This window comes from Enterobacter cloacae complex sp. SYL001, from assembly GCF_049237025.1.
Classification (GTDB): domain Bacteria; phylum Pseudomonadota; class Gammaproteobacteria; order Enterobacterales; family Enterobacteriaceae; genus Enterobacter; species Enterobacter intestinihominis.
Genome location: NZ_JBMKJI010000020.1, coordinates 71,130 through 88,498 on the forward strand (window position 1 = coordinate 71,130; position 17,369 = coordinate 88,498).

A 17,369-nucleotide genomic window follows, 5' to 3' on the forward strand; every position below is an offset into this window, starting at 1 on the left:
CAGCTATCGCAAACAATGGTGAAAACCACCACGTGCTTTTCAACAAGCCAAGCGGCAGAAAGAGTACAGTTGCCATCGAATAAACAAAAACACGAACCATACCATCTGTAATAAACATAGGCTATTTGCAATCTGAGGTTGGATTGTAGATTTTAGTTAGAAATGGATCAAAGTCCGTTTTGTGCAAAACTTGGTTGACAACCCTCTTTTGGAAGATGTGCCGTTTCGTGCAAAAGTTGGTTGGAGGCCAAGATGGCAGAGTTCGTAGGTTCGGCTGCTTCGCAAGCTGATTTCATTTGGAAGAACGCGGAAGACCTGTGGGGGGGGATTTCAAGCATACCGACTTCGGCAAGATCATTTTGCCGTTTACTCTGCTGCGTCGATTGGAGTGCGCACTGGAGTCTACACGGGAAGCATCGCTCGATAGCCAACCAGCCACGATTGAGTTCTTAGAAGCAGAGTTCAGTGTTGATTTCGATGCGCTGCTATCTTGACCGCCAATCAGACCCGCATGGTTCAGGTTTGTGTATGAGAGTCCCCAAATGGCTGTAGTTCTAACCAAAGCCTTGATTGAAGCCGGCCGCGCCGGAAATAGTGGGTACAGAAAAGGCAGTTGCTTGCGCTGGGCGTAAGTTACCCGCCGAAAAGCGGCTGGATCGAACGACTGATCGGCACTGAGGTATCTGACGAGCAGTACGAACGCTTTCTGGGGCACAGCACGAGCAAGCAGGCTGAACAGATCCTACGCGGAGAGCAGCCAGCCAAGGGGCTTCAGTATGCAAAGCGAGCGAAGAAGCTCGCTTCTGAAAGAAAAGCCACAATTGATCTGGATAACGAGCACCTGTCTGAAATCGAAAAGTATCGGTAGCCCTAGACTTTTAGCCGCTGAAGATCTCTTAGATACCATTGGTGAAACTTGCTGAAGTCAGCCTTCTGTTTCTCTACCGTGCTGTTATAGATCGCATCACTGGTAACCGCACAAGCAGTCCAGCCAGCCTCATAGACGAAGCGAGTAGCTATCGGTGACTTCTTCGGGGTGCTATCCCAGCGGTTTTTGAGCCACCGCGCAAGCCCTTCATCAAGAGGGACCACCAGATTTAGCTGCTGTTTTGTGCGAGTGATACCGACATAAAACAGCCGACGTTCCTCCTCGATTTCCTCTTCGGCCGGAGGGGTGTTCATCGATGTGCGAACGCTGTAAACATCATCGGGTTTGCCGCCAGGAAATTCCTGCTCATTCAGCCCGATCAGTATTACGTTATCCCACTCCAGCCCCTTGGAACCATGCAGTGTGGAAAGGATGAAGGGATCGCAGTCAGTAGCAGCCTCGCCTGGATTCAAGATAAGGTTTAAAAACGTGCGGGAATCGATCTTACTGGAGTCAAGTAGCTCCCCGATCCTCACGACCCCTCGTTGCTGGTCGTTCGATCCAGTGCGAGTTACACCCTCAGAGCCAACACTATCAATGAAACCCTCCATACTCAGGCGTCGTAACACATCGATAGCAGGCGTTTCCTCTCCGTCTTTCTGGCAGATAGTGGCGAGCCTGCCCAGCCGATCTTTTTGGTATTGTGCGCCCTCGAATAACTGACCTAGAGCAGACCATAGGTCGGCGTGCGGAGCCATCAATCCACTGAGCGCCGCTTTGAATTGCCCTTTCTGCCATCTAAAACCAGCCTCCTTCAGAAAGCCGTAAACAATCGCTTGTTTGTTGGGATGGTTTTCCAGTAGCCGCAGATCGCCGTACACAGACAGCAAGACGCCAACTACCAGTATCCCGATTTCGGTGCGGGTGTGTAATGCGCTTGAACCATTGAGGTAGCGATAAGGTAGCCCACACAGGCGTAAAGCAATTTCCGCCTCAGCAAGGTTCGCCTTAGTGCGGGACAATATGGCTTGTGTTCCACTGCTCACCGAGAGGTTTGATAGCACCTTGGATAGGCAGTTATCAAAGTGCAATCTGACCTCTGTTTTGGGGGTGCTAGGATGACTGACACAAAGCTTGGTCAGCTTTGTAGAGTTGCGCCGAATTACCGAGTTAGCCATCAAGGAAAGCTCATGGCCAAATCTGAACGTGCATGACAGTTGAAACACCTTCGTATTCGGGTAGTGCCTTTCAAACAGTCCGCCGATAAAGTCTGGTCGAGCACCACGCCACTCATAAATACACTGGTTAACATCACCAACAGCCATAACCGACGTATCCGACTTAGATAGCAAGCGGGTCATGTCATGCTGTATCAGGTTAACGTCCTGATATTCATCAACAATGATGTGCTTGAAGTGGGCACCAAGGCTGCTGTCATTACGCAACAGTGCGACAGCCTCAATCAAACAGTCATCAAAGGTTCGCAGACTGTTTTCCTCCAGCAGCTCACAATAGCGGCCATAGGCGTGAATAAACTCCCGTTTGATGTTGCTGAACGTTGGATCATTGGCAGCATCAACAGGAGTTACGGCCGCCGCCCGGCAGCGAGCAATAAACAGCTCGAAGTTTTCAATTTCATTGGGGTCAATATAATTCGCCTCATGGTCAAAGCCATAGCGGTAGGCTTGCTTTACCAGTTGCTCATAGCGGTAGTCGCTTGGAGTAATGAGGTCTTTCTTCTTGATTATCTGTTGGCGTTCTCCGTAACCAACAATCTTTAAGGCCAAGCTGTGGAACGTGCGGATTTCTGGAATCACGCTCGACATCAGTGCCGTCTTCAAGTTCTCCGTGAAGCTCACCTGCGCCGACTTGTTGTACATCAGGATCAGAATGGAGCGAGGATCAGTTCCCGTCTTGACCAGCCGCTCAACGCGCTTTACAAGTGTGGTTGTTTTCCCGCTACCAGGTACGGCTTTTACCAACGCATGTCCGGTGTCATGGCTGACAATACTTTTCTGCTCCCAAGTCAGTCTTTTGGTCATGCCTTAACCTTGTAATTGGCGCACTGACGGGCCTCGGTGTAGGGAACGATCTTTGCCTTACTGTGACATTGCAGATAGCCATCCTCCCATCGGCCTGCTTGCTCGCACATAATGCAGTTGGGAAATAGTGAATGAGGATCGGCGTGACGGATAAAAGCTCGTAAGTTATCAGCCAGCTCAGCGGCCCCTAACGATCTAGGCCATGTGTTCACGTCAGAATTGATTGTTAAATCCACTTCAGCGAGCGGCATCGTTTGTTCGTTGAGTCGGCCGGAACCACTTAAACTCCAGACAGACATATCCACGTTACCTACTGAGCAGACGCCGCTACAGGTGTCCACAGATTGAAACGGGGGAAGCCAGTTGAATACTCTCAGGATCTTCTCCTTGATCGAGTAGGCCCCGGTAAGCAACATCTGAATATCAGAGGCAGATTGGACCTTAAACTCAAGAATCGGGATACCGGCTTCGATCTTGTCTTGAGAGCAGGGGTGTGTGACACAAATCTCTACGTAGCAACGCCTTTCGCCAGTCGTATCATACAACATCACGTCTGGTCGCAGCCCTGTGACCTTATCGTGTTTTTCCAGCTCTGCCTGATCGAAAAATTGAGTCAAGTTGTAGCGTGCAGGCACGGATTTTACGCACTGACGTGCTTCGTCTCTAACCAAGGCTAAACGAGAACCATTACAGGCAACCCGGCGCTCCAGCTCAAGGCTAATAGGCATTTCACGGCTGAGAGCTTGTTGGTAGCGATAGAAGAATGCTTCTTTGCCGCACTTGTGAAGATAGGTTTCAAGGGCACAGCATTCTTCCGAATGGCGAAAGTGCTTAGCGTTGAACTCGCCCATTACCGGGGTCAGGGGGCTCTTACAACCTGGGCAGGTGTAAGTATGTGAGCGCAGGGCAGCGCCAATGTGCGTGAGGGTGCCCTCGCCGTCTAGCGCGTAAGCGTATTGTATTGAGCTGGATTGAGTTGTCATGACTGCGTATCCTCCCAAAAAAATCCAGCTAAGAACAGACCTTACGGCAGGCAAATGGTAAGTAGTGCTTCTTGAAGCAGTCGAGTGTACAGCGGCTCAGTGAAAAAGCTAATCGCCCGCTCAACAACCTAGTGATACTGGTGCAGATTCGACAATGAGTTAATGCCCGGAGAGCATCTGCAAGACTTCTAGCTGGAAGGCATTCCAACCAGCCCTCGCTTCTGAAAAGCCGTCAGGAAACGGTAAAATCCAACCAAGTGAGCAACTTCACTTGATCAAAGATCTAAGGCTAGAATGATGGAATTCCAACCTTAGTTTGCAAATAGCCTAAACATATAACTTCCTCTGAGGATTTAAAAGAATTCTCAGATGTCTTGAAAGCTACTTTTTAAACTTTCTCATTCTGAGAAGCATATTTAATTTTGCTGCGTCTGCTCGTGCTGCTGCTACAGAAAGGGCTTTATGCAGTGAAACTACCACGACAAACAAACAGAACATCGACCAGAATCCATCCATTTCGTTTACCTAATCGTTGAGGTTTTTATTCGGGATATCTGGCTAAATAGGACTACACAGATACCCAGTTAAACCCCCCGCTTACATAACACTCCGGTTCCTCACCAGACGTTTTATTCTATCGCGGTCTGTGGTTATCAGAAGCTGCATAAACCGGTTATTTAGTCCGTTACGCGAAAATTATTGAGGATCCGGGCTGTTAAACTGTTCTTCCTCTTTCGCTTCCGGAGAAAAGGGGAGGTGTCACCCTGCGGCCGGGTAGTGAAAGGGATTTGACGTAATTCAGGCGAAGGGCGAACAAGACCGCAAAGGACGCCCGGGCGACCGGATACCTGCCGGGTTGTGCGAAGTAAAAACCGGAAGCAGTGATAACACAAACAGGCCCCTACAGCGTAAGGATTGTGATGGACGATAAAGAGCAATTTACGAATCTTGTGGCAAAGCATGCCTCCGGACTCACCGAAGAGCAGCTGGCCGGTTACGATGCCTGTTCCCTGGATGGTGAATGCGTCACGCCTTCATACGAGGTTTTCCGGGGGTATCGTACCCGCCATACCCTGGATGAATTTCTGGAGATGGCCATATCGCTGAATGCCATCCACCCGGATGAATATTTAACGGATATGCTGCTTAAGCCTCATGAGGTGATCGGCGCTCTGGCCGATGAAGGCGACCAGCTGAACAACGCCACCCCGGTTTATTTCTTCCCGGATACCGGCGTCTATGCAGCGGCCGTCAGTGAAACCCGGGTGCTCGATGCCTGGCTTTGCTGGCCATGCTACCCGGCGAACTGGTAACGCGGCCGTTGGAATTGCACCGGCAGGATACGAATTTAACCGACCCCGTGGCGGGAAGGTTATCACAATTGCATGTCCTCATCCCTCAAGCCCCCTGCCAGGCCCTAACGTGCTGTCAGGCTTCGCCTGATTCCCGATCTGCGCCGGTACTTCAGCCGATAACTTTTTGTTTTCTTTTTATTTTCTCCCCATTTCCTCAAAGTTCGCGGGCGGCGTGGACAGGGCACCATTGCCGCATGTGGGGTCTTAATAAGGGCAGGGTGGTCAGGTTTGCTCGATGCCGGGGGTAGGCCCTACCCTTTATGGGATGAGGACATGCAATTCACTAAATTAATCGACAGCACCGGTGGTGACTTATCTGTAACGGGTCAGTTTTGATACGGGGAATGTTTCAGGGTTAAGATCTGGAATCATAAAAATATACGCTCCCGTTCAGGACATACGACTTGAAATGGATAATGCCATTAAAGGAATTCCAGCCTTTCGTCGATAACAGTTTCTGACCATCGCCATAACCATGTCATGGAGGAGACTAACCGTGTTTCAGAGGTGAGCTGGTGCCTGGCAAAACATACAAACTCAAATATCAGGAAGCGAGTTTAGTTGTTTATAACATGCAGCCGTGTAACTGATTAGGTACCGGCAAAAGGAGGAAATAATGTTTGAAAACTACGTTTGTAAAATCTATGTAAGCAATGATCCTCATTTTAGTAGCCATCTCGAAGCAACTGCGTTTGGTTTCGATAATGGTCAGCAGCAAAAGATTCTCACCGCAGCCCATGTTGTTACCAATGCTCTTGGAAAAATTTATCCCGTCAGCAATACACTTAAACTTTACGTCAAATTTCTTAACCATCAAGGACTGGTGAACGAAGAGCCTGTTCTAGTCGATTTCATTCTCAATGAGGCTAATGACAGGGCAGACTTTAAAGACGGCATTCCGTTTGTTGACAGTGCAGAAATCGTATTACCAGCTGGAATACAACAGCCTGTAAGTAGTTACTTTAAGGTCCTGGCTCCCGCAGCTGGCATGGGTACATTGGGTGTCGGATATCCAATGAATGAGACAACAATTTCGACATTCCCTGGTGAAGTTTCAGGCATTTGGCCTTTAAATTGCTCAAATCATTCTCCCCAACATCTCACAACTCGCTTTGTAATAGCACATTTCAACACCGATGGTTGCTCTGGTGGACCCTATGTCGTCTCCGAGAATGACGAGCATTTTGTCATTGGAAGTCTGGTTGGAATAATGTCTGGAACCTGCCCAGATTCAAATCCACACATGTCTGTTCAGTCCGCTACTGATTTTTAGCAAAGTCAGTTCCAAAATGACGCTGGCACGATAGTTATTTTGGGTCTGCCCGATATGGCGTCTGCCCTTACTAACAGCAACAGCATTGAAACTGACAAACATGAACTCGAAAGTGCCACAATAGTAAGTCATGATTTCTTCATCACTTTTATGGTGCTCTTTTTCACCTATCACACAGCAAGTTATGAATACGAGGCCTGTAATGGACGCTACCGAAACTGAAGAGCTCGAAAAAATTCGCAAGAAGGCAATGGATGAAGTTACAAGTGCTCTTCAGGCGCTTGAAAATAAGTTCCCGGGTATTACTGAGGGCGCAGCAGCTTTGGCGGGGTCAGGCGTAGGCGCAGCGGCTTCCTTCGGTGCTCTCTATACGCTTGGTACAACGGGAGTGTCAGCAGCAGGCATAACCTCCGGGCTCGCTACAGCAGGGTCTATCGTCGGTGGCGGTATGGTTGCAGGCATTGCGGTATTGGCCGCACCTGTAGCTGTGTTAGGGATTGGCGGGTACGCGATAGTGAAACACAAAAAAAATGCGAAACTGACAGCCGCCCTTAGTCAGGCCATCCAAAAGCTCTACGAAGTTCAGGAAAGGTTGATGTCGAATGCGGAATATTTTAAGGCAGAAATTGCTGGCATCAAGGCAACAATCGACATGCTTACTAAGAAAGCTCCAAAAGGTAGCCTGGTCGCGGTGAGGTAAACACATGAGTCAGTCTCCTTATGATGATGAGTTCAGGGCCATCCGTTATATTCAGCTCCGTGGTCAGGATATCGCGAACGCTCACGAGACAATTAACAGTGATATAGAGAGCCTTAAGGCACAGTTGACCGGGCTAATCAGCGGCACTGAACTTGATGAAGCGGAGCATCTGGCGCTTAAAGAACATCATCTGCGAGAAATGACCCCTTCAGATACTGCCATGCATTCTACTGGTCTCAAGACTATATATAGCGAGGCTAACCAGCGTGTATGCGGTGATATTGGACTGGCCACAATACTCTCCACGGATGACTTGGCTGTTGTAGATGCCCGGATCCAGAATCATATTAAAGAATTTAATGATCGCTACGCACTCGACGCCTGGGATTATGCTATTGCCTGCGGATGCGGGCTCATAGCATCCATGCTGGATTTACTTTGCGTCAGAGCCCCGCCAAAACCTACGGTGAGCTTTACGGCAGAAGTGGATGGTATTTTCAATAAACAGGTGCAGAAAGCCTTCAATGCCATTTTGCCGGAGGACCTGAGTACAAAACTCTCAGATTTGTTCCCTATAGGGGCACCAGACAGTTCGATCAGCAGCGATTTAGTGGGTGCGGCCGGTGGCGTTTTGTCTCCCACAAATCACCGCTTAAGAGCTTTGTCACACGATCCCGTACTGGGCATTATTTTCGGTATAAAGGATATGCTGAACGGGACCTGTACGGTGGTTCAGAATGGACAGATCGTGGTTTATCCTTCCAGTAAAGGCGTTACAGACGAAACCAATATTTTCAGGCTCATCGCCAGAATGTTTGGACACCTGGCATCGGATGTTAATGCCCCCTCAGCAAAAGGAAACCGTGGCATGGGGTTACCGGCTCCTTTTATGGGGCTACTTCGTATGCTTGAGGGGATCCCTGTGGGGAGTTCTAACTTCGGCAAACAAATAGAGTACATGTATGTCAACGGGTATGACTTTCGTCAGTTTATCGTGACAAGTATTCCGATGAGCATAATGGAAGTTTTGATGCGGGTTTTCTATGTGGCGAAACAGGTATCGCTGGGAAAAGGAGCTTTTGGGGAGACCTTACTGGATACCATGCCGTTGCGGCTAAATCCACGCTTCCGGATGATGCTTGCCCTGGGTTATGGAACTTCCAGTGCTGTTAACGCAGGTAAAATGTATATCACCGGCAATATTCTCAATGCGAATTACGCCTCCTGGATGGGGTTGGCCTGGAATGGTTTTCACTCACTCAAGTGGTCCCTTTATCAGCGACACTTAAAGCTTTGGGCCGGTATTGAAAAGGCAGAACTGGAACGGCTTCAGAACAATATAGACAGCATCGAGGCATTGACCATCATAGCAGGAAACTTGCCAGTCAAGTAACATTCACCGGAGCACCTCCGGAACCCCATAGCCCACCAGCTGCTAAAAATGTCTGCCTTTGCTTTTAATACTCTCTCTGCCTCCTCCCCGAGGCAGAGAGTAGCTCGTAGTTATTTATACAGCTCACAACAGGGCCATAAGATACTCCGCTTCTCGTTTACCGATGATCCTGATCTGTCAGCTCTCTTACCGGATGCTGTACGAGCGTAACGGCTTATTATTGATAGTTCTCTCATATCAAACCTCATAAAGATTTATGCTGCCACTTAGTAACAGCCTAAAGGTTGTACTCTCTATTTAACAGCTTTTAGGCTGTTAATTTGATATTACAGCTTTTAGGGTGTATGTTTAGAAAACAGCGTACAAGGTGTATCAGAGGAACTACTGAGGCCAGCTTATGATCAATAATGATTACCCGTTAAACACGCTCAACCAGTTGCGTCCCTTGCTCATTGGTTTTCGCAAGGCGAATGGCCTGACGCAAAAAGACCTGTCCGAAAGGTTAGGGGTCACTCAACAGACATACTCACGTCTGGAAGCCAACCCTGCCAGTGCGAGCATTGAACGGCTATTCAAGGTGTTTTCTATCCTGGGCGTAAAAATCAGCTTCTCCTCGACAACCGCCTCTTCAGAGGGGAAGCAGACGGAAGAAATGCTTAAATCAAACTCACCTGCACGACAGGAGAAATGGTAACGATATGAGCCGGAAACAGCAGCGTCTGGCAATCTGGATGAACGGAATCAAAGTCGGATACTGGGAAAAAAGTAAAGGGGTAGACAGCTTACAATACCTTCCTGACTGGAGTGCAGACGAACAGGGAAGGCCGCTGTCATTGTCCCTTCCTTTTACTCCCGGGAACCAGGTCTGGCGTGGAAATGTGGTACGTGACTATTTTGATAATTTACTCCCGGACAGCGAAGGCATACGCAGACGTCTGGCAATGCGTTACAAGGCCGATAGCCTGGAGCCTTTTGATCTTCTGACGGAGCTGGGAAAAGACTGCGTGGGCGCGATACAGCTGCTTCATGACGGAGATGAACCCACAGATTTATATTCCGTGAAGTATCACCCGCTTACTGAATCAGAAATTGCGGCAACTTTGCGTAATACCACGGAGACATTGCTACCGGGCAGGCCAGAAGATAACGACGACTTACGTTTATCTATTGCCGGTGCTCAGGAGAAAACAGCCCTACTGTGGCATGAAGATCGGTGGTGTATGCCGGAGGGTAATACACCAACGACGCATATATTCAAGCTACCGCTCGGACTTGTGGGGAACATGAAAGCCGACATGCGCTCGTCGGTTGAAAATGAATGGCTCTGCTCGGTACTTCTCGAACAGTACGGGCTCCCCGTGGCAAGAACGCAGATTGCTCACTTTGAAGATCAGAAAGCGCTGGTGGTAGAACGTTTTGACCGAAAATGGTCAGGAAACGGACAATGGATCATTCGTTTACCCCAGGAGGATATGTGTCAGGCCCTGGGCATTTCGCCATTACGAAAATATCAGGCGGACGGCGGGCCAGGTATATCGGAAATTATGGAAGTTCTGAGTAATTCAGACCGTGCTGAGCGTGACAAAGCGCAGTTTTTTATGACGCAGATAGTTTTCTGGATGATGGCCGCAACAGATGGCCACGCTAAAAATTTCAGTATTTCTATTGGGCCACAGGGACGTTATCACCTTACACCACTCTATGATGTGTTGTCGGCATGGCCGGTGATCGGTCATGGGAACAATCAGATATCCTGGCAGAAGTGCAAACTGGCGATGGCCGTACGTGGCAGTAGCAACTATTACCAGATATATCGAATACAACGACGCCACTGGATCAGGCATGGTGAGATAACCGGCCTGAGTAAACAGCAGACAGAGGCGATGATAGAGGAAATCATCGCCAGAACCCCGGGTGTCATTGAACGTGTTAGCGGGCTTCTTCCGGACCAGTTCCCCCAGCAGCTTGCGGAAAGTATTTTTGATGGAATGAGGCAGCAATGCAGGCGCCTGGCTGAGAAATGACAGCCGCAATTTATAGTGTGCATGTTTTCAGAATAGCTGATGTAAGCGTGAGGATTCAGTATGACTGAAGAACAAAAAAGAATAGAGCGGGCTATTGAGTTGGCTTGTCGTTACGGCGGAACCGATGAAATGCATCATCTGCAATGGGTCGTGGATCAGATGGTAAGAGAACTTGCTGGAGAACGTTATGCACAGATTGTAGCAGATGCCACCAGCGGAGAAGATGGGCCTGATACTTACAAATGGAGTGTTGGGATCGCGCCTTAGCATCTGTCAGTCTGGGGATGAAAACGTACTTAACATCCAGCGAATTCCCAGACTTCACATTAAGACTAGAGTAACGGCCGCAATCACGTGAGAGAAAAAAATGGCAATTTTAGCAATCATTGCAGTTATCGCCCTGGGTGGGTACGCCTGCGGGTTTATTAAAGCCCGTGAGCTGAGCGCTTTGCGTAAAGAAATGAAACTATACGTGGATCGCATGGAAGCGGCGGAGCTGGACTTACACGCAATCAGAAGTGTAGCGGAGCACCGGTTGCACGGTGCAGGTAAACAGTTTGCCGACCTTTACAGCCGTATCGACGGTGCAACTGTGACGCTGACACCCGAAGATCAGCTGTTACTGGCAACGATGCCATTTAATATTCAGGATGTAGAAGACATCGTAAACGAGCGCGGTCCAAAGACAATTAGCGGCCGTCCATTCTGGGAAGTTGAGCCAGGCCCGCATGACTATGAATATGGCCCGCAATATCCGTATTTCCCAGACCAGCGCTAGGAAGAGATCAAGATGAGAGAGCCAAGACCCCGCCATACCTTGCAGGTCATTCGAGTGCCTTCTCTGGAGGTTCAGGATCTGGGGCTGACCAGCTTTGATAGCTGGCTTGACGAGAACGGTTATGACAAAACGAATGCCAGAAATAACCGTACCATCTGGGCGAGAGAAGGCGGATGGCATCTGAAACGTTGCAGAAATCTGGAAACTGGCACGGACGATTTCTGGTTTATCGCTTTCGATGGTAAAGGCGGAAAGATATACCCGCTGAAAACCCAAAGAGACTACCGGGCTGCATATCGTAAGCTGGAAGCAGAAGGTTATGCACCTGCGGTCATCGAGCAAATGACCACAGGCGCAGCATATAACCTGGCCTATCCACGTTCCACCCTAAAACAAGCTGAGACGGCCACCAGCGAACCAAAGCGGAAACCTGACGTAGATGGGGTCGTCTCAGAAAACGGAATCTATGGTCACTCCCGTTTTTGCAACACCGATTTTGACGACAAGTTGGCTTGCTTGAATCTATCCGGCGTCTGAATGGGATTTTATTCCCGCGCCTTGATGAGTTCCGCGCCTGATGAACCTCCAGAAAATATACGGCTTCAATGAGCCTTTCCGTTTTACAGGTTCCTCAACAGGCCGGTGGGCCGTTAGTATCATCAATATCAGTATTCGCAAAACCAGATCAGTAATTCTTTAAACCGGTGTATTTCTGCCGTTATGCTACATAAGTTTGCTGTCGTGCCGTTAGGGCCCAGGCTATTCTGGCCAGCTTGTTTGCCAGAGCACAAGTGACGACAAAGTTGCTTTTCCGGCACAGTAAATCCCTGACCCAATCGGCCAATTTGCCAGACTGGTGTTCCAGTTTTTGTATGAATACCCTGGCACATTGAACCAACAAAGTTCGGATCTTTTTATTACCTCGCTTACTAATTCCCAGCAATGTCGTCCTACCTCCCGTGCTGTACTGCCGAGGTACAAGCCCTGTTGCCGCCGCAAAGTCACGGCTGCTGGCGTACTGCTTCCCGTCGCCAATCTCAGTTGAAATAGTACTCGCTGTCAGTGTTCCGACGCAGGGAATGCTCAGCAAGCGCTGTCCAACCTCATCTTCGTCCAACTTTCGTTTCAACTGGGATTCCAAATCTTTAATCTGCTCAACAAGATAGTGATAATGCTGTTGTAATTTCAGCAATAACTGGCTGAGGTAAAGAGGCAAACTATTATCCTCAAGAATGGTACTCAGTCGGCTAATAACGGCAGCTCCTCGGGGAACGCTAATGCCAAATTCCAGCAGAAAAGCATGCATTTGATTGGTTGTTTTTACCTTATCCTGAACCAGGGATTCACGGACACGATGCAGAGCCCGCATTGCCTGCTGAGATTCCGTTCTGGGCTGCACAAAACGCATAGACGGACGCGATGCAGCTTCACAAATAGCTTCGGCGTCGACAAAGTCGTTTTTATTGCTTTTAACGAACGGGCGGACAAATTGTGGTGATATCAGCTTTGGGGAATGCCCCAACTCTTCCAACTTGCGTGCCATAAAGTGAGAACCGCCACAGGCTTCCATTGCGATGGTTGTAGCGGGGCATGTCGCCAAAAATTCGATCAACTTTGGCCGGGTAAATTTTTTACGGTAAACAGCCTTCCCGCGACGATCCTGGCAATGAATATGGAAAGAGTTTTTACCCAGATCGATACCAATGAGCGCAATGTTTTCCATGATAGTTCTCCGAATGAAAGCCTGTCCTCAGCATAGTACCGGGAAGGAGGGAGTGACCATCTCATTAAATAAAGCACGCTAAGCCGGTGGCAGCGGTCGCAATGGCCTAAACTTCCCCGCACCGACCTTGGCGCTGCTGCGCCATAGGTAATCGCCGGTCAGGTTGATGTGCTCCCACCCCAGCGGCGACAGATATTGCAACAATGTGTCGTCCAGCGCCGTGCCGTTGCCACGCAAAGCACTGGTGGCACGCTCCAGATATACCGTGTTCCACAACACGATGGCCGCCGTCACCAGATTGAGGCCGCTGGCCCGGTAGCGCTGCTGCTCAAAACTGCGGTCGCGGATTTCACCCAATCGGTAGAAGAAGACCGCCCTGGCCAGCGCGTTGCGCGCCTCGCCCTTATTCAGCCCCGCATGGACGCGGCGGCGCAGCTCCACGCTTTGCAGCCAATCCAAAATGAACAGCGTGCGCTCGATGCGCCCCAGCTCGCGCAACGCCACGGCCAAGCCGTTCTGGCGCGGGTAGCTGCCGAGTTTGCGCAGCATCAGCGAAGCCGTTACCGTGCCTTGCTTGATGGAGGTGGCCAGCCGCAGAATTTCATCCCAATGGGCGCGTATTTGCTTGATGTTCAGCCTGTCGCTGCTAATCATCGGCTTGAGCGCGTCATAGGCGGCATCGCCCTTGGGGATGAATAGCTTGGTTTCGCCCAAGTCACGGATACGCGGCGCGAAGCGAAATCCCAGCAAATGCATCAAGCCAAACACGTGATCGGTGAAGCCTGCCGTGTCGGTGTAGTGTTCCTCGATGCGCAAGTCCGACTCGTGGTACAGCAGGCCATCAAGCACGTAAGTTGAATCACGAATGCCCACGTTGACCACCTTGGCACTGAAGGGCGCGTACTGGTCGGAGATATGGGTGTAGAAAGTCCGTCCTGGACTGCTTCCATACTTCGGGTTGATATGACCAGTGCTTTCTGCTTTGCTGCCGGTTCTGAAGTTCTGGCCGTCCGACGATGACGTGGTGCCGTCACCCCAGTTGCCGGCGAAGGGTTGCCGAAACTGCGCATTCACCAGCTCGGCCAGCGCCGTCGAATAGGTTTCATCGCGGATGTGCCAGGCTTGCAGCCAAGACAGCTTGGCGTAGGTGGTGCCAGGGCAGGACTCGGCCATTTTGGTCAGACCCAGGTTGATCGCGTCGGCCAGGATCGTCGTCAACAGCAAGGTTTTGTCCTTGGCCGTGTCGCTGGTCTTCAGGTGTGTGAAGTGGCGGGTGAAGCCCGTCCATTCATCGACCTCCATCAGCAACTCGGTGATTTTGAGGTGCGACAGCAGCATAGCTGTCTGGTCGATCATGGCTTGCGCGGCGTCTGGTACTGCCGCGTCCAGCGGCGTGATCTTCAGGCCTGACGCGGTGGTGATGATGGCATCCGGTAAGTCGTTGGCCGCAGCCATGCGGTTGACTGTGGCGAGTTGCGCCTCCAACAATTCCAACCGGTCATGCAGGTATTGGTCGCAGTCGGTGGCCACTGCCAGCGGCAATTCGCTGGCCAGCTTCAAAGTGGCGAACTTCTCGACCGGCACCAGGTATTCGTCGAAGTCCTTGAACTGGCGAGAACCCTGCACCCAGACATCACCGGAGCGCAGCGCGTTCTTCAGCTCCGACAGGGCGCATAACTCGTAGTAACGCCGGTCGATGCCGTCGTCGGTCAGAACCAGCTTTGCCCAGCGCGGCTTGATGAATGCGGTTGGCGCATCGGCGGGCACCTTGCGCGCGCTGTCGCTGTTCATGCCGCGCAGCATGTCGATGGCATCGAGCACACCCTTGGCGGCGGGCGCAGCCCGCAATTTGAGCACGCCCAGGAACTGCGGCGCGTAGCGGCGTAGCGTGGCATAGCTTTCACCGATGTGGTGCAGGAAATCAAAGTCGGCAGGCCGCGCCAATGTTTGCGCTTCGGTGACGCTGGCGGCGAAGGTGTCCCAGGGCATAACGGCCTCGATGGCGGCGAACGGATCGCTGCCGCTTTGCTTGGCCTCAATCAACGCTTGACCGATGCGCCCATACATCCGCACCTTGTCGTTGATCGCCTTGCCGGAAGCCTGGAACTGCTGCTGATGCTTGTTCTTGGCCGCGTTGAACAGCTTGCCGATGATGCGATCGTGAAGGTCGATGATTTCATCGGTGACGGTGGCCATGCCTTCGATGGCCAGCGCTACCAGCGTGGCATAGCGTCGTTGCACCTCGAACTTTGCCAGATCAGCAGGCGTCATCTGGCCACCTTCACGAGCGATTTTGAGCAGGCGGTTCTGGTGAACCTGCCGCTCGATGCCTGCGGGCAGATCAAGTGCTTGCCAGGATTTCAGGCGCTCAATATGTTCGAGCATGTGGCGAGAGTTCGGTTTGGCAGGCGACTGGCGCAGCCATGCCAGCCACGTCACTTTACTGCCGTCCTTGCGCTTGAGAAGTTCGTCCAGGCGCTGACGGTGGGGTGATAACAAAGAATCGGTCAGCGCCGCGTAAATGCGTCGGTTGGCACGGGTGATGGCCTCGGCGCTTGCGCGCTCGATGGCATTCATGGCGGGCAGGATAATGCTCTGCCGCCGCAGATTCTCGACAAGTGCGCTCGCCAGCACGATGCCTTTGTCGGTCTGCAAGGCCAGCTCGGTCAATGTATGCACGGCTTGCCGATAGTGGCTCATGGTGAAGGGCTTGAACCCAAAAACCGTTTGCAGCTCGACCAAGTGCTCCCGCCGTGTCTGTTCGCGCTGGCCGTACTCGCTCCAACTTTCCACTGGCATCTTGAGTTGCGCGGCCACCATGCGCAACAGGGGCGGAAACGGAGGCTCATCGACGCCCAAAAAGGTGCCAGGGAATCGCAAGTAGCAAAGCTGCACAGCGAAGCCCAATCGATTCGCGGCGCCGCGACGCTGACGGATCACCGACAGGTCGGTTTCGTTGAACGTGTAGTGCCGTATCAGTTCGTCTTTGGCATCTGGCAGTGCCAGCAGGCTTTCGCGCTCGGTGGCGGACAGGATTGAGCGGCGTGGCATGGTCAGTCTTCCCGCAGGTACTGGTACAAGGTTTCGCGGCTGATGCCGAAGTCACGGGCCACCAAGGTTTTTTGGTCGCCTGCCGCAACTCGCCGTTTCAACTCGGCAATTTGTTCGCTGTTCAGCGATTTCTTTCGTCCCCGGTAGGCACCGCGCTGCTTGGCCAGCACGATTCCCTCGCGCTGACGTTCGCGGATCAGGGCGCGCTCGAACTCAGCGAAGGCTCCCATGACCGACAGCATCAGATTGGCCATCGGTGAGTCCTCGCCGGTGAACTTCAGCCCTTCTTTGACGAACTCCATGCGCACGCCCCGTTGTGTCAGCCCTTGGACGATGCGGCGCAGGTCATCAAGGTTGCGTGCCAGCCTGTCCATGCTATGCACCACCACGGTGTCGCCCTCGCGGACGAAGGCCAGCAGCCTTTCCAGCTCGGGACGCTGGGTGTCCTTGCCAGAAGCCTTGTCGGTGAACACCCGCGCCACCTGAACACCCTCCAATTGCCGTTCCGGGTTCTGGTCGAAGCTGCTGACGCGGACATAGCCGATGCGTTGACCTTGCAAGATGCCTCCAAAGGCAAAAGTGTCAGGATGAAATCTATTACCTTTGACGGAATATGTCAATCAATAGGAAATTTAACTCTATTCTGACATCGTTTGTCGTTTTCAGAAGACGGCTGCACTGAACGTCAGAAGCCGACTGCACTATAGCAGCGGAGGGGTTGGATCCATCAGGCAACGACGGGCTGCTGCCGGCCATCAGCGGACGCAGGGAGGACTTTCCGCAACCGGCCGTTCGATGCGGCACCGATGGCCTTCGCGCAGGGGTAGTGAATCCGCCAGGATTGACTTGCGCTGCCCTACCTCTCACTAGTGAGGGGCGGCAGCGCATCAAGCGGTGAGCGCACTCCGGCACCGCCAACTTTCAGCACATGCGTGTAAATCATCGTCGTAGAGACGTCGGAATGGCCGAGCAGATCCTGCACGGTTCGAATGTCGTAACCGCTGCGGAGCAAGGCCGTCGCGAACGAGTGGCGGAGGGTGTGCGGTGTGGCGGGCTTCGTGATGCCTGCTTGTTCTACGGCACGTTTGAAGGCGCGCTGAAAGGTCTGGTCATACATGTGATGGCGACGCACGACACCGCTCCGTGGATCGGTCGAATGCGTGTGCTGCGCAAAAACCC

Annotated in this window: 15 protein-coding genes and 2 pseudogenes; 11 read left to right on the top strand and 6 right to left on the bottom strand. The window is 51.6% G+C overall.

The window, feature by feature from the left end:
• Positions 1-252 precede the first annotated feature (252 nt).
• Positions 253-473, top strand: a pseudogene (locus tag ACOTZP_RS17175) (type I restriction-modification system subunit M N-terminal domain-containing protein); the annotation flags it as partial.
• A gap of 140 nt (positions 474-613) precedes the next feature.
• Positions 614-868, top strand: coding sequence for a hypothetical protein (locus tag ACOTZP_RS17180; RefSeq protein WP_000880375.1), 255 nt, complete (start codon positions 614-616; stop codon positions 866-868).
• Between the two features lie 2 nt (positions 869-870).
• Here ACOTZP_RS17180 and ACOTZP_RS17185 read toward each other — a convergent pair whose 3' ends face one another.
• Together ACOTZP_RS17185 and ACOTZP_RS17190 are read right to left on the bottom strand one after the other, a co-directional pair.
• Positions 871-2,910 carry an ATP-dependent helicase gene (locus ACOTZP_RS17185; RefSeq protein ID WP_000166877.1) on the bottom strand — a complete coding sequence of 680 codons (2,040 nt, stop codon included), beginning with the start codon at positions 2,908-2,910 and terminating at the stop codon, positions 871-873.
• Entirely contained in the window at positions 2,907-3,893 is a 987-nt protein-coding gene (locus ACOTZP_RS17190) for a hypothetical protein (RefSeq protein ID WP_000211823.1), read from the bottom strand. Before ACOTZP_RS17190 ends, ACOTZP_RS17185 begins: the two co-directional genes overlap by 4 nt.
• Before the next feature lie 920 nt (positions 3,894-4,813).
• On the opposite strand from ACOTZP_RS17190, the gene ACOTZP_RS17195 reads away from it, so the two are divergent.
• From ACOTZP_RS17195 to ACOTZP_RS17235, 9 genes are all read left to right on the top strand, one after another.
• Positions 4,814-5,206, top strand: coding sequence for a hypothetical protein (locus tag ACOTZP_RS17195; RefSeq protein ID WP_000341066.1), 393 nt, complete (start codon positions 4,814-4,816; stop codon positions 5,204-5,206).
• 658 nt (positions 5,207-5,864) lie between these two features.
• Entirely contained in the window at positions 5,865-6,521 is a 657-nt protein-coding gene (locus tag ACOTZP_RS17200; protein ID WP_000462754.1) for a trypsin-like serine protease, read from the top strand.
• A gap of 202 nt (positions 6,522-6,723) precedes the next feature.
• A complete protein-coding gene (locus tag ACOTZP_RS17205) occupies positions 6,724-7,221 on the top strand; it encodes a membrane protein (protein WP_000340139.1) in 498 nt (165 codons plus the stop codon).
• Between the two features lie 4 nt (positions 7,222-7,225).
• Positions 7,226-8,614: a hypothetical protein gene (locus ACOTZP_RS17210; RefSeq protein WP_012695445.1), complete on the top strand. Its 1,389-nt coding sequence runs from the start codon at positions 7,226-7,228 to the stop codon at positions 8,612-8,614.
• Between the two features lie 400 nt (positions 8,615-9,014).
• A complete protein-coding gene (locus tag ACOTZP_RS17215; protein ID WP_012477377.1) occupies positions 9,015-9,308 on the top strand; it encodes a helix-turn-helix transcriptional regulator in 294 nt (97 codons plus the stop codon).
• A 4-nt stretch (positions 9,309-9,312) separates the two neighbouring features.
• The gene (locus ACOTZP_RS17220; protein WP_000088044.1) at positions 9,313-10,638 is read left to right on the top strand and encodes a type II toxin-antitoxin system HipA family toxin; all 1,326 of its coding nucleotides are present in this window, start codon (positions 9,313-9,315) and stop codon (positions 10,636-10,638) included.
• Between the two features lie 60 nt (positions 10,639-10,698).
• The gene (locus ACOTZP_RS17225) at positions 10,699-10,905 is read left to right on the top strand and encodes a hypothetical protein (RefSeq protein WP_000134171.1); all 207 of its coding nucleotides are present in this window, start codon (positions 10,699-10,701) and stop codon (positions 10,903-10,905) included.
• A 100-nt stretch (positions 10,906-11,005) separates the two neighbouring features.
• Positions 11,006-11,416, top strand: coding sequence for a hypothetical protein (locus ACOTZP_RS17230; RefSeq protein WP_000985909.1), 411 nt, complete (start codon positions 11,006-11,008; stop codon positions 11,414-11,416).
• Between the two features lie 12 nt (positions 11,417-11,428).
• Positions 11,429-11,953 carry a hypothetical protein gene (locus tag ACOTZP_RS17235; RefSeq protein ID WP_001805097.1) on the top strand — a complete coding sequence of 175 codons (525 nt, stop codon included), beginning with the start codon at positions 11,429-11,431 and terminating at the stop codon, positions 11,951-11,953.
• A gap of 181 nt (positions 11,954-12,134) precedes the next feature.
• Here ACOTZP_RS17235 and ACOTZP_RS17240 read toward each other — a convergent pair whose 3' ends face one another.
• From ACOTZP_RS17240 to intI1, 4 genes and pseudogenes are all read right to left on the bottom strand, one after another.
• Positions 12,135-13,139 (bottom strand): IS110-like element IS4321 family transposase, encoded by a 1,005-nt coding sequence (locus ACOTZP_RS17240; RefSeq protein ID WP_000427623.1) that lies wholly within the window; start codon positions 13,137-13,139, stop codon positions 12,135-12,137.
• Between the two features lie 78 nt (positions 13,140-13,217).
• Positions 13,218-16,190, bottom strand: a complete 2,973-nt coding sequence (locus ACOTZP_RS17245) for a Tn3 family transposase (protein WP_421632537.1) — start codon at positions 16,188-16,190, stop codon at positions 13,218-13,220.
• Positions 16,191-16,192: 2 nt separating this feature from the next.
• Positions 16,193-16,750 (bottom strand): recombinase family protein, encoded by a 558-nt coding sequence (locus tag ACOTZP_RS17250; protein WP_001162012.1) that lies wholly within the window; start codon positions 16,748-16,750, stop codon positions 16,193-16,195.
• A 296-nt stretch (positions 16,751-17,046) separates the two neighbouring features.
• Positions 17,047-17,369 (bottom strand): annotated as a pseudogene (gene intI1 / locus ACOTZP_RS17255) (class 1 integron integrase IntI1); the annotation flags it as partial.

Bases quoted from the DNA above. Each gene is read 5' to 3' on its own strand.
- ACOTZP_RS17245 (WP_421632537.1), bottom strand. From the start codon at position 16,190: ATGCCACGCCGCTCAATCCTGTCCGCCACCGAGCGCGAAAGCCTGCTG.
- ACOTZP_RS17225 (WP_000134171.1), top strand. From the start codon at position 10,699: ATGACTGAAGAACAAAAAAGAATAGAGCGGGCTATTGAGTTGGCTTGT.
- ACOTZP_RS17210 (WP_012695445.1), top strand. From the start codon at position 7,226: ATGAGTCAGTCTCCTTATGATGATGAGTTCAGGGCCATCCGTTATATT.
- ACOTZP_RS17185 (WP_000166877.1), bottom strand. From the start codon at position 2,910: ATGACCAAAAGACTGACTTGGGAGCAGAAAAGTATTGTCAGCCATGAC.
- ACOTZP_RS17200 (WP_000462754.1), top strand. From the start codon at position 5,865: ATGTTTGAAAACTACGTTTGTAAAATCTATGTAAGCAATGATCCTCAT.
- ACOTZP_RS17235 (WP_001805097.1), top strand. From the start codon at position 11,429: ATGAGAGAGCCAAGACCCCGCCATACCTTGCAGGTCATTCGAGTGCCT.
- ACOTZP_RS17230 (WP_000985909.1), top strand. From the start codon at position 11,006: ATGGCAATTTTAGCAATCATTGCAGTTATCGCCCTGGGTGGGTACGCC.
- ACOTZP_RS17205 (WP_000340139.1), top strand. From the start codon at position 6,724: ATGGACGCTACCGAAACTGAAGAGCTCGAAAAAATTCGCAAGAAGGCA.
- ACOTZP_RS17195 (WP_000341066.1), top strand. From the start codon at position 4,814: ATGGACGATAAAGAGCAATTTACGAATCTTGTGGCAAAGCATGCCTCC.
- ACOTZP_RS17240 (WP_000427623.1), bottom strand. From the start codon at position 13,139: ATGGAAAACATTGCGCTCATTGGTATCGATCTGGGTAAAAACTCTTTC.
- ACOTZP_RS17190 (WP_000211823.1), bottom strand. From the start codon at position 3,893: ATGACAACTCAATCCAGCTCAATACAATACGCTTACGCGCTAGACGGC.
- ACOTZP_RS17220 (WP_000088044.1), top strand. From the start codon at position 9,313: ATGAGCCGGAAACAGCAGCGTCTGGCAATCTGGATGAACGGAATCAAA.